Annotated in this window: 10 protein-coding genes and 1 pseudogene; 9 read left to right on the forward strand and 2 right to left on the reverse strand. The window is 32.9% G+C overall.

The window, feature by feature from the left end; all coding sequences use genetic code 11:
• The first annotated feature begins 5 nt into the window (after positions 1-5).
• The 8 genes from FLACOL7796_RS22715 to FLACOL7796_RS22750 all read left to right on the forward strand — a co-directional run bounded on the left by FLACOL7796_RS22715 (position 6) and on the right by FLACOL7796_RS22750 (position 9254).
• On the forward strand, positions 6-1508 hold the full coding sequence (locus FLACOL7796_RS22715) for a RagB/SusD family nutrient uptake outer membrane protein (RefSeq protein WP_173973058.1): 1503 nt from the start codon (positions 6-8) through the stop codon (positions 1506-1508).
• 17 nt (positions 1509-1525) lie between these two features.
• Positions 1526-2389 carry a substrate import-associated zinc metallohydrolase lipoprotein gene (locus tag FLACOL7796_RS22720; protein ID WP_173973059.1) on the forward strand — a complete coding sequence of 288 codons (864 nt, stop codon included), beginning with the start codon at positions 1526-1528 and terminating at the stop codon, positions 2387-2389.
• A gap of 19 nt (positions 2390-2408) precedes the next feature.
• Entirely contained in the window at positions 2409-3740 is a 1332-nt protein-coding gene (locus FLACOL7796_RS22725) for a DUF4302 domain-containing protein (protein WP_173973060.1), read from the forward strand.
• Positions 3741-3882: 142 nt separating this feature from the next.
• Positions 3883-4119: a hypothetical protein gene (locus FLACOL7796_RS22730; RefSeq protein ID WP_173973061.1), complete on the forward strand. Its 237-nt coding sequence runs from the start codon at positions 3883-3885 to the stop codon at positions 4117-4119.
• 250 nt (positions 4120-4369) lie between these two features.
• Positions 4370-5116, forward strand: a complete 747-nt coding sequence (gene fabG, locus FLACOL7796_RS22735; protein WP_173973062.1) for a 3-oxoacyl-[acyl-carrier-protein] reductase — start codon at positions 4370-4372, stop codon at positions 5114-5116.
• 89 nt (positions 5117-5205) lie between these two features.
• A complete protein-coding gene (locus FLACOL7796_RS22740) occupies positions 5206-7233 on the forward strand; it encodes a hypothetical protein (RefSeq protein ID WP_173973063.1) in 2028 nt (675 codons plus the stop codon).
• Between the two features lie 85 nt (positions 7234-7318).
• Positions 7319-8215 (forward strand): LysR family transcriptional regulator, encoded by an 897-nt coding sequence (locus FLACOL7796_RS22745; protein WP_173973064.1) that lies wholly within the window; start codon positions 7319-7321, stop codon positions 8213-8215.
• A gap of 73 nt (positions 8216-8288) precedes the next feature.
• Positions 8289-9254 (forward strand): YeiH family protein, encoded by a 966-nt coding sequence (locus FLACOL7796_RS22750; RefSeq protein WP_173973065.1) that lies wholly within the window; start codon positions 8289-8291, stop codon positions 9252-9254.
• A gap of 14 nt (positions 9255-9268) precedes the next feature.
• Here FLACOL7796_RS22750 and FLACOL7796_RS22755 read toward each other — a convergent pair whose 3' ends face one another.
• Positions 9269-10225: a hypothetical protein gene (locus tag FLACOL7796_RS22755; RefSeq protein WP_173973066.1), complete on the reverse strand. Its 957-nt coding sequence runs from the start codon at positions 10223-10225 to the stop codon at positions 9269-9271.
• 175 nt (positions 10226-10400) lie between these two features.
• Here FLACOL7796_RS22755 and FLACOL7796_RS22760 point away from each other — a divergent pair, with 175 nt between their 5' ends.
• Positions 10401-11399, forward strand: coding sequence for a zinc dependent phospholipase C family protein (locus FLACOL7796_RS22760; protein WP_173973067.1), 999 nt, complete (start codon positions 10401-10403; stop codon positions 11397-11399).
• A gap of 147 nt (positions 11400-11546) precedes the next feature.
• Here the strand turns inward: FLACOL7796_RS22760 and FLACOL7796_RS22765 are convergent.
• Positions 11547-13040: pseudogene (locus tag FLACOL7796_RS22765) on the reverse strand (LTA synthase family protein); the annotation flags it as partial.
• Between the last annotated feature and the right edge of the window lie 25 nt (positions 13041-13065).

Consider the following 13065-nt stretch of genomic DNA (forward strand, 5'->3'; position numbering starts at 1 on the left):
TGATCATGAGAAATATAAAAATAGCTTTATCTCTATTGATGCTTATTGGTGTTAGTAGTTGCGACGATTTCCTTTCGGAAGTACCAGATAACAGATTACAGATTGATAGCCCGGAAAAAATTTCGGAATTATTAGCAGATGCATATCCGGACGGTTCTTATATCTCTATTACAGAAAGTATGACGGATAACGTGTCTGATAATAAAAGCTCACTTGTAAACATAAATAACGAACAAAGTTTTAACTGGGAGTTGCAGGACGATCAATCAGGTAGAGATACTCAGGGATATTACTGGAACGCAGCTTATAAAGCAATTGCTACTGCTAATGAGGCATTAGCAGCTATCAGAAAATTGGGAGACACTCCAAATCTTAATCCTCAAAAAGGAGAAGCTTTGTTAGCAAGAGCTTACTCTCATTTTATGTTGGTTTCAATATGGTCTAATCGTTATAATCCCGCTACAGCAGCAACAGATTTAGGGATTCCTTATGTAACAGAACCTGAAACAGTATTGGTTGCAAATTACAAACGTAATTCAGTAAAAGAGGTTTTTGATCTAGTGGAATCAGACATACAAGAGGGATTAAAATACGTTACAAACGATTACAGAACAGATTATTTAAAGTATCACTTTAATAAGGAAGCAGCAAAAGCATTTGCAGCGCGTTTCTATACTGTAAAAGGAGATTGGAAAAGAGTCTTAGAATTTACAGAAGGGTTAGGTAATAAACCTGTGGGTAAAATAAGAGATTGGTTGGCTTATACTGCGTATGATTTTCCTAATAAACCAATTGAATATGCTAAGCATACACAACCTACAAATTTATTAATTGGATCTCCAAGTTCGATTTGCGGTAGAGCAACAAGATTCAATAGATTTGCTTTTACTAGAGCAAAAGAGAGAGATGAAATACTAGGTAGTCAAACTAATATATTCAATAAAAACTGGTTGATTGATATTTCAATACAAGGAGCTAGTGGCGCGAATGTAGCGGTTTATAAGTTTAATGAATATTTTAAATACACGAATTTAACAGCACAAATTGGTCTTCCTTATACTGGAGTCGTACTTTTTTCTAACGACGAAATGTTTTTAAATCGTATTGAGGCTCACGTTATGACGAATCAATTGGATATCGCTACTTCGGAGTTGGAATACTTTTTAGGAACCAGAACAGTTGGATATGCAGCATCAGATGTGTTAACAAAAGAAAAAGTATATGCGAAATATCCGGTTATAGCTGATGAATATACACCTTTTTACGCGCTTACTCCGGAGCAAACCTCTTTTGTTAAGGCAATTACAGAAGCAAGAAGAAGAGAGTTTCTTCATGAAGGACAAAGATGGTTTGATATCAAAAGATTCAACCTGGTTATAGAGCATAATACTTATAATTCGCAAGGACAAGTAACTAGAAAAAATGTATTGGTTAAAGATGACAAGCGTCGTGCTGTACAAATACCTCTAAATGCTTCTAATAATGGAATTGAAAAAAATCCAAGATAATTTTAATTTAAACTATTATGAAAATAATTAAACAATATAAAAAGTTAGTGCTGGCAGTTGGTATTATAGCACTTGCATCTTGTGCTCATGAAGATCAGCCAAATGAGAGTTATTTAGATTTTACTCAAAAAGTAAAAACTCCTTTAGATATATGGATAGATCAAAATTACATAGATCCTTATAATATTAGCGTTCAATATGAGTGGAACCAAAATGTTATAGAGCAAAATAGATTTTTATATCCGCCAGCTATTGAAAAAGTACAACCAGCACTTGAAATCATTAAAAAAATATGGATAGATAGTTACAGTGTTATTGGTGGGAAGGATTTTGTTAAAATCATTGCGCCAAGAGATTTTGTTTTGGTAGGAGGAGTAAATGTAAATCCTGATGATGTCTCTAACACTTTAGGATTAGCAGAAGGAGGAAAGAGAATCTCTCTTTTTCAGGTAGACTATGTCAACAAAAGCAACAGAGCAAGTGTTACACAATTTGTTCATACTATTCAGCACGAATATGTTCATATTCTGAACCAAACGAAACCTTTTGACGTTGAATCGTGGGCAAAAATAACCCCTAATGATTATAGCTCAAATCCATTTGGTATTACTGATATTGAGGCTCGAAAACTGGGATTTGTTAGTGCTTATGCAAGATCAAATTATACTGAGGATTTTGCAGAAACTGCGGCAATAATTTTACTTATGTCAAAAGCAGAGTATGACGCATTGTTGGCAAGTATAACAGTTCCTGCAGCAGTTACCGCTATTAAGAAAAAAGAAGCTATTGTGGTTCAATATTACAGAGATGCTTTTAATATCGATTTCTATGCGCTAAGAGATGAAGCTCAAAAGAACACTACAGCTGTTTTAAATAACTAAAATTTTAACCAAAGAAATTATGAAAACTAAAAATATTTTTAAGTATTTGATGCTTCTTTTTTTGGCTTTGCAACTGAATAGTTGTGTTAGTACAGAGGCCGAACAAAAGTTTGACGAAACGCCTACTGAGCGTTTAAATAGTCAAAAAAAGGAATTAAATGATTTATTACTTTCTTCTGCTGAAGGCTGGAAAGCAGTTTATTATACAGATGATACCCAATTAGGAGGATTTACGCACTTGTTTAAATTTTTACCAAACGGAAAAGTAGACATGGCTTCTGATTTTGATGCTGATACAGATATTCATAATAGTCAATATGAAATTCAGTTAGGTAGCACGGTAAGTGTTGTTTTTACTACAAAAAATAAAATTCACTTATTGTCAGATTCTAATAATTCACCGATTGCCGCAGGTAAAGGTTTCTTGGGAGATTTTCAATTTTTATATTATGGACAAGAGAATGGTGATATTGTTTTTAGAACAAACAGAACCGTTAAAGAAGTTCGTTTTGTAAAAGCAACTGCTCAGGACTGGACTGATTTAAAGAAAAATACAGTATCTAATGCTAATATGACAGGAGATATTAACAGTCCGTTGTTTAGAATAATGGAAATTACTGACGGCAGTACAGTGAAAAAATACGACTTTAATTATAATGCCGTAACCAGATTTGGATCAGCTGCACCATTAGAGACTGGTAATTTAGAAACTCTTAAGGTAGCTGTTGCCTATACTCCTGCGGGACTTACAGTAAAGCCAGCTGTAGTAGTTGGAAATCAAAGCTTAAAAGATTTTATTTATGAGCCTACAGATAAATCTTTCGTGGCAACAGGAACAGGTGGAGCGAAAGTAGCTATTAAGTTTACTAATGCACCACCTATACTAACAGATGATTATAAACTATTTTTAGAAGGTGGCCCTCAGATAACAATAGGATATATTGCTGCAAACTTAGCTACAGCAGCTACTAACTCAGCATATGCAAAATCGATTTTAGATAAAGTAAATGCTACTTTAGCTGCAAATCAAAAAATTGCAAGAGTTCAGATAGCTTTTAATGATCCTTTGAATGGTAATTATATTGCCTATACATTTAATGGTGGAAAAGCAGCGATCTATCACTTTTTTACGACTAGTGAAGACGCAGTAAATAAAACTATTATTTTAACTGATGATGGCTGGAGTGCTAATGCAGCAACAAGAGCATTCTTGAAAATTCTGGATGACGAAATAGTTAATCCTAAAGGATTGTATCTTAAAAAAGAAAGCTTTACTATTTTCTATAGTAATGTTATCTACACTTATGCAAGTGCAGCTACGCCATTTAGATTAACAAATTATAGATTTTAAAAGCATAGTTTTTTTAGTTTTTGAATGTAGAGCGGCTCAACTTGAGCCGCTTTTACAAGAGATCAATTTGTTTTCTTATCTTATTCTGAATTTTGATAATTGTACTTATTGTTACGTCTGAAACTCAACAGACATAAAATGATTGAGAATAGAAATATTAAACAACCAAATTATTATGTTAAAAACAATTTTAAATTTTAAAGGAGTTGAAGTACTTAGTATTAATGAACAAAAAAATGTAATGGGTGGAGCCGGGACTGTTATATGTATGATACCATGGACACCACTTCCTTATTATGGACCATGTATTATGGAGCCACAAATAAAACCAGTCGAGCCTATATGCAAAGCAACAATTGATGGTATAGAGTGCTTGTAATAAAATTATTTCTTTAAAACCGTTTCAAATTCCTGAAACGGTTTTTTTATCCCTTTAATTTTCTAAAGTAATTCCCATACTCATAAATTATACTATTGTTATTTTTTTAAAAAGGGAATTATCATATATTTGACAAGTCATTCATAGCCCTGATAGAAATGGAAATCCTTTTGTTTTTTTCTTTAAAAAACAAAAGATTGAAATGGATAGCAGGATTAGCTACAAATAAATATTAAAATTAATTTTGAATATGAAATTACTAGAAGGAAAAGTTGCCATTATTACAGGTGCTAGCCGTGGAATTGGAAGAGGAATTGCCGAAGTTTTCGCTAAACATGGTGCAAATGTTGCATTTACATACAGCTCGTCTGTAGAGTCTGCACAGGCTTTAGAGGCTGAGTTAAATGGTTTAGGGATTAAAGCAAAAGGATACCAGTCGAATGCAGCTGATTTTAATGAGGCGCAAACTTTTGTTGATGCTGTTTTAGCTGATTTTGGAACAGTAGATATCTTAATAAACAACGCAGGAATTACAAAAGATAATTTATTAATGCGTATGTCTGAGGCTGATTTTGATCAGGTTATTGATGTAAACCTGAAGTCAGTATTTAATATGACAAAAGCAATTCAGAAAACTTTTCTTAAACAACGTGCAGGTTCTATAATCAATATTAGTTCTGTAGTGGGAGTTTCAGGAAATGCAGGACAAACAAATTATGCAGCTTCTAAAGCAGGCGCAATAGGTTTTACAAAATCTGTAGCACTAGAGTTGGGTTCTCGTAATATTCGTTGCAATGCAATTGCTCCTGGATTTATTGAAACTGAAATGACTGCAAAATTAAACGAAGATGTAGTAAAAGGATGGAGAGATGGAATTCCGTTGAAACGTGGAGGAACTGTAGAAGATGTTGCAAATGCTTGTCTTTTCCTAGCTTCGGATATGAGTGCTTATGTTACAGGACAAGTACTTAATGTTTGCGGAGGAATGTTAACTTAAGGAACTAAGGTTTTGAGTTACAAAGGTTCAAAGGTTTTATTCTGAGATCTTTGAATTATTAAATATTCCCAATCGCTAAACTATAAAATATGACTACAAACACGATTTTATTATTATTACTTTCTTTGGTAATAGCTGGTGGTTTGTCGTATTTTCAATATTTTTTTAAAGCCAAAAACAAATCCAATGTGGTTGTGTTTTTGGCTTTTTTACGTTTTCTGGCCATTTTTGCATTATTGGTTTTATTGATAAATCCTATAATGACAAAAAATTCGCTGGAAATTACCAAAACGCCTCTGGCAATTGCGGTAGATAATTCGAGTTCGATTTCGGTTTTAAAATCAGATAAAAAAGTCGAAGAACTTTATCAGAAAATAATATCGAACCCTGCGCTTAAAGAAAAATTCGAAATCCAATCGTATAAATTTGATGCTGATTTTAAACCTTCGGATAAATTCGATTTTAAAGGAAAGCAAACCAATCTTGATGAAGTTGCCAGGAATCTAAAAAGCATTAATAAAAATCTGATTTTCCCAACGGTTATTATTACCGACGGAAATCAAACTACAGGAAACGATTATGTATATCGTTTTGATCCTGTTAATAAAGTTTATCCTTTGGTTGTAGGAGATACAACCACATTCCTTGATTTAAAAATCAATCAGCTTAATGTAAATAAATACGCTTTTCATAAAAATAAATTTCCAGTAGAAGTTTTTCTGCAATATTCCGGAGATAAAAATGCAAATGCCGATTTTACAATTTCGCAAGGAAATACCATTGTAGCCAAAGAGAAAGTTTCGTTTACGGCCTCAAAAAAAACGGCAACATTAAACTTACTTTTACCTGCTGATAAAGTAGGATTGCAAATTTTTAAAGCCAGTATTTTATCTGGTTCTAAAGAAAAAAACAGCTACAATAATACCAAGAATTTTGCTGTTGAAGTAATCGATCAAAAGTCGACTATTGCTATCGTTTCGTCTATAAATCATCCTGATATTGCAGCATTAAAACGTTCGATCGAAGTTAATGCACAGCGTAAAGTAATATTGGTTAAGCCAAATGATATTAATCAGTTACAAGAAGCCTCGGTTTTGGTTTTGTATCAGCCAACAGTTGCTTTTAAAGCTATTTTTGATAACAACAAGTTAGCCGGAATAAATACTTTTATTATTACCGGAAACAACACCGATTTTAATTTTCTAAACCAACAACAAAATAGTTTGGTTTTTAAAATGAGCGGACAAAGAGAAGATTATCTGTCAGAATTTCAATCGCAGTTCAATTTGTTTGCGATCGAAAATATTGGCTTTGAAAATTTTCCACCCCTTCAGAATTTATTCGGAACCATAACAACAAATGGTAATGTATCGGTATTGCTTTCTTCAAAAATAAGAAACGTTGCTACAAATGCACCTTTGTTGGCTTTCGCCGAAAATCAAGGAAAACGTACAGCTTTTTTATTAGGAGAAAATAGCTGGAAATGGCGTTTACAAAGTCATATCGATAATCAGTCTTTTGAGAAATACGATGTTTTTATCGATAAGATTATTCAGTATTTAGCTTCGACAACTTCAAGAAAATCTCTGGTAGTGACGCATGAGAGTTTTTATAATTCCGGAGAAGCAATCGTGATTAATGCGCAGTATTTTAATAAAAATTACGAGTTCGACGAAAAAGCGAGACTTACTATTACAGTTACAAATGCCGAAACGAAGCAGGCTAAAAACTACGATTTGCTAAAAGGGAATAATTCGTTTTCAGCAAATTTGGATGGTTTAGCAGCCGGAAAATATAATTTCACTGTAAAAGAATTAAATTCGAATACTATATATTCAAGTCATTTTGAGATTTTAGATTTTGATATCGAAAAACAATTTGTAAATCCTGACGTTGTAAAACTGAAACAATTAGCACTGCAAACCAACGGAAAAGCTTTCTTTGAAGATCAGGCCGATGATTTGATTCAGCAACTTCTTGAAAACAAAGAATACAAATCGATTGAGAAAAACGTCTCCACCAAAACTCCTTTAGTTGACTGGGTTTGGTTATTGGTTTTAATTGCTGTTTTGCTGACTACAGAATGGTTTGTTAGAAAATATAATGGATTGCTTTAAAAAAGTAGCAAAGGTTCAGAGTAACAAAGGTTCAAAGTTTTTGCTTAACTTGAAACTTTAAACGCGAAACAAAAATAACAATACCATGGATTTCAGGCTAAAAGTATTTTACACCGTTGCACTTCGCTTAAATTTTACTAAAGCGGCAACAGAATTATATATCTCGCAGCCAGCGGTTTCAAAACATATTCAGGAACTTGAGGAAACTTATAAAACCAAGCTTTTTGAGCGTAATGGTTCTAAAATTGCATTAACTCCGGCAGGGGAAATTCTACTAAAACATACCAAAAATATCTTCGAAATCTATCGCGAAATCGACTTTGATATGAGTTTGTTTATCAATGAACGTCATGGTTTATTGAGGTTAGGAGCAAGTACCACCATTTCGCAATATATTATTTCTCCGGTTTTGGCACGTTTTCATCAAAAGCAAAAAGACATTAAAGTCAATTTGCTAAACGGAAACACAGAACAAATCGAAAATGCTTTAATCAATAAGGAAATCGAAATAGGAATTGTTGAAGGACAGTCTAAAAATCAATCCATTAAATACATTCCGTTTTTAAAAGACGAATTAGTTTTGGTTTGCAATACCAATAATCCTTTTGCAAAACAAAACGAAATTTTGTTAGAGGATTTAAAAGCAATGAAATTTATAACTCGCGAACGTGGTTCAGGAACACTTGAAGTTATAGAATATGCCTTAAAACAAATCGACGTAAAAATTACCGACTTGCAAATCGAAATGCAATTAGGAAGCACAGAAAGTATAAAATCGTATTTATTAAATTCTGATTGTTTTGCTTTTATGTCAATACACGCGGTCGATAAGGAGCTTAAGAATAACGAATTAATCGTTTTGGATGTAGAGAATTTGTCTGTTGAACGTTATTTTTATATCATCACTTTATTAGGTAAATCTGATTCTTTGTCAGAGTTGTTTATTCAAAGTATTTCGTCTTATTATAACTTAGAGTTATAGCCTATCGTAATTTACAATTGGCGATTATCGTAGAAAGGGCAGACCTTTGTAAGGAAATATAAAATTCCTTATTTTGAAAACGAAACAACACACCGCATCACATTTATTCGAAATTAATCTTTATCTGCAACAAGCGATTTTTGCCTTGATAATTGTATTGTGTTTACTTTCGATCATTTCGCCTCCAATCGCTTTATTGTTAGGAGTTGTTATGGTAAATGTTTTTGGAAATCCCTTTATAGCATTCAATCATATTGCCATTACGTATTTATTACAATTCTCAGTTATTGGTTTAGGTTTTGGAATGAACGCCACAGCAGCAATTTCAGCCGGAAAAGAAGGTTTTTTGCTGACTATTTTCTCTATTTTTAGTACTTTAATATTAGGTACATTTTTAGGAAAATGGCTTAAAACCGATAAAAAAACATCACATTTAATTTCTTGCGGAACTGCCATTTGTGGCGGAAGTGCCATTGCCGCTATTTCTCCGGTAATCAAATCAAACGATAACCAGACTTCAATTGCATTGGGCGTTATTTTTATTCTGAATTCTATCGCATTATTTGTTTTCCCATTTATCGGACACCAGCTTGATTTGTCTCAAAAAGAGTTTGGTTTATGGTGCGCTATTGCGATTCATGATACAAGCTCGGTTGTTGGTGCTGCCAATAAATACGGAGCCGAAGCCTTGCAAATTGCCACAACAGTAAAGTTAGCCAGAGCATTGTGGATTATCCCAATTTCGCTTTTAACCGCGTTTATCTTTAAAAATAAATCTCAAAAAATCAAAATCCCTTATTTTATTGGTTTGTTTATTCTGGCCATGCTTTTTAATTCTTATGTACCTCAAACCGCTATTGTTTCGCTATATATTGTGAACATAGCTAAAATTGGTCTGACAATAACTTTGTTTTTAATAGGAGCAACTTTAAATATAAATACTTTAAAAGCAGTAGGAGTAAAGCCTTTGTTTCAGGGAGTTTTGCTTTGGATCTTTATTGCAGGGTTAGGCTTAGCTTCAATTTTATATTTGAATTAAAGGATGAATAAAGTTTATTTTACATTAGAAAATTTTACAATAGACTTGCCGACAGCATTGTACCATTTTCCTTTAAAAGAAAAATGCCTTTCGATTGAGAAATTAAATTGCTTTTTAGTTTTAGCCATTTCGCTAACTTCTTCAGGCATATCAACTTCATATTCATCATCTCCGCCTTTAAATTTGGTATAAAACCCGGTTGTTGTGATGACAATATCCCTAAAATATTTTTTATTATTATCATTAACGACTTTGTAAGTACTTGACCAGTTAGACCCATTTCCTGTATTAGAAAGTCTGTAATTACCCACTTCCATCAAAGGTTGGTATTTTCCGTTAAAGCCTACTATTAAATAAAGATAATCATAATAAGGAGCACCAGCGCCACCGTTTGAATGTACTAACGTAAAAGCATATTGATCATCGCCAATTTCTACTAATTTTGGCGATGGTGCTCTCGAAAAAGCTCCAAAAGCAGCAATTGCAGGCTGAAAAGATCTCATTTGCCAGACATTATCATTTTTCGCAAACTTAGCAACACCAATCAAACCTCCTGAGAATCTTCCGGTTTGCAAGCCGTCTGCATCATAATCAGAATGATTAAAAAACAATAATTTAAACTGATTAACTTTTGAGTCTGTATAGCTTATATTGTCAAGAAGTCTTGTTGCAACGCCTTCTTTATACGGAAACATTTGATCTCCTTCGACACCATTTACATCGGTGTAAGCGCTAGGTTTACAGTTTTTGCATTTCCAGCTCAAAAACGTATTGTTGTCAGAAAGTTTATATAGTTTGCCCGGAAACAGCTTTTGCATGGTTTTTAATCCATCAAACGGATCAGCCATTTGTAAAGTTCTCTTTGGGTTTAAAATAGTGTCACTTACAGATTTAAGCTGAATGAGATCATCCTGAGCAAAAGAAACAGCAGTAATTAAAAAGAAAAGAACACTTAAATAAGTAGGGCGCATAGATTTTGGTTTTATAATAAAAAAACAAAACGAATTTACAAAGAAACTTTATTAATCTGAACTTACTTCAGTAAAATGCTTTAAAAATTAAAAGGAATTAAATTATCACAATAATTGGTACTATTGTTTTAAATTATCTTTAAATGAGATAAATTTGCAACAAACAAATTTACAAATGAAAAACTTTAAAATGAAACCAATGCTAATTGCAATATTCGCATCAGCAATTGGTTTTTTGACATTATCCTGGGGAATTGTAGGTCACGAACGTATTAATAAAGCTGCTGTTATGGCTTTGCCTCAATCGCTACAGGTGTTTTTTTACAATCATATAGACTTTATTACACAGGAAGCTTCTGTTCCGGACATTAGAAAGTATGCTTTAAATTATAAAGATGAAAATCCGAGACATTATTTCGACATGGAGAATTTTGGAGCTGTGGACAGTATCCCGCAAACTCTTGAAGCAGCAAAGAAAAAATACGATGCTAAATTCCTGAATGACAACGGGATTTTGCCTTGGTATATCGAAGATATGATGGTAAAATTAACTAAAGCTTTTAAAGATAAAAACAGAGCCGAAATCTTGTTTCTTGCTGCAGATTTAGGTCATTATATTGGCGATGCGCATATGCCATTGCATACTTCTGCTAATCATGATGGTCAATTAAGCGATCAAAAAGGAATTCATTCTCTTTGGGAAAGCAGATTACCGGAATTGTTTGCTAAAAATTATAAATTAAATGTTCCTCAGGCACAATACTACCAAGATGTTCATAAGGCAACCTGGGATATGATCAATGATACACATAGTTTAGCTAAACCATTATTAGATATTGATAAAAAGTTGAGAACTGCAACTCCGGAAGCTCAGGTTTTTAAAATGGATGCTGACGGAAAAGTATTAAAAAGCAAATACAATACAGCTGTTTTCTCTGATGAGTATGCTAAAAAACTACACGAAGAGTTAAACGGAATGGTTGAAAGCCAAATGAGAAAAGCAATTACTGCTACAGCAAGTTTTTGGTATACGGCATGGGTAAATGCAGGAAAACCAGATTTAAGCGACTTAGATTCTCCGGCAGTTACACAAAGAAACTACCAGTTTTTAAGAGATGATTTAAAATTATTTCAACAAGGAAACTTATTCGGAATGAAAAATCAGAATGACTAGAAAAAGAGTTTTCAGTCTCAGTTTTTAGTTCACAGACTTATAAAAAAAGCCTCAAATTCAAATGAATTTGAGGCTTTTTTACTTTTTGTAATCTTCTTTGATGTAAGAGGAAATATCGTAAATGATTAATAAGTAGGGTGTATGGTTTTATTGAAAACTTTTTTCGCTTCTCGTTATTTGTTTGTCATTTTTTAACGAAGCCTGTTTAAAACCACTATCTATTTTAGGATTACTATTTGCTGTTTTTTGATATTCTCTTTTCTTTAGCATATCAGATGCCGTTTGATAAAAAGAAATTGTTTCATTAACCAGATCAGTTCTTTGTGTTTTCATCGGGATTTCATTGTAATCAATTTGATATTCAGGAGCAATTCCGGGTTTTGGATTAAGCTGTAAATCAAATTGCTTTACCTGTTGTTTAGGGGATAAAATCGTAAGCACATTATCTTTTATAAGTCCTAAATCCTGATACGTAGCGATAAAAGCTCTTGGTTTGTAATCTGGTTTGAAAACATCCTGACCAAAAAATTTGCTTTCATAACTAAAGTGCAATAACCCAAAAAGAGTAGGCATAAGGTCTATTTGCGACATTAGTTTGTTGTATTTTGCAGGCTTGGCTTCAGGATTGTAAATAAAAGCAGGAATTCTGTATTTATCTAACGGAAGTTCTGTTTTTCCGGCACTCGAAGCACAGTGATCTGCTACAATTACAAAAAGGGTATTTTTAAACCAAGGTTGTTTACTCGCCATTGCAAAGAATCTTCTCAACGAATAATCGGTATATTTTACACCACCATCACGGGATTTAATATCACCCGGTATATCAATTTTATTGTTTGGATAAGTAAAAGGTCGGTGGTTACTTACCGTCATGATATGATTAAAGAATGGTTTATTTTCTTTTGCTTCGGCGTTCATGACTTTTATTGCCTTATTGTACATGTCTTCATCACAAACTCCCCACACATTCGAAAAAGTAATTTCTTCAGGAGCAAAACTTGATTTGTCTACAATTTTATATCCATTTCCGGAATAGAAATCCTGCATGTTATCAAAAAAAGCATCACCTCCGTACATGAATTTTACGTTGTAACCTCTTTGGTTAAAAAGAAATCCTGTCGAAAACTTATTCTTATTATCTTCTCTTTTTATAATACTTTCACCAGCAGTTGGTGGCAGGCACAAAGTTACCGCTTCAAGTCCGCGAACCGTTCTGTTCCCTACAGCATATAAATTGGTAAATTGCAGACTTTTCTGCGCTAAACTATCCAGAAACGGAGTGATATTCTGCTCGTTTCCGAACATTTTCATGTATTCAGCACTTAAACTTTCAATAGTAATTAAAACTACATTTTTATGATTTTCAGTAGAATCACTTGTAATTTTACGAATCATTTTTTCTCCGGAAATAGCAGGAAATTGCTCTTTTAAAATAGCGTAAGCTTTTTGCTCAGAAGATGTTTTATAGAATTTAAAATAATCTAATTTGTTATTCTGAAAAGCAAGATAGAATTTATACAATCCGTTGGCTTGTAATTCATTTACAAAAACATTTTTAGAATTTTCGGTTTTAGCTAAATTCGGAATAGCGAATAAAGAAATAGCGAATAAAACAATGTAAATTACGCTAATTTTTAATTTCTAATTAAAAGAAGGAATTGCATTT

Origin of the sequence: Flavobacterium bizetiae (assembly GCF_902804475.1) — a bacterium.
Lineage (GTDB): Bacteria > Bacteroidota > Bacteroidia > Flavobacteriales > Flavobacteriaceae > Flavobacterium > Flavobacterium bizetiae.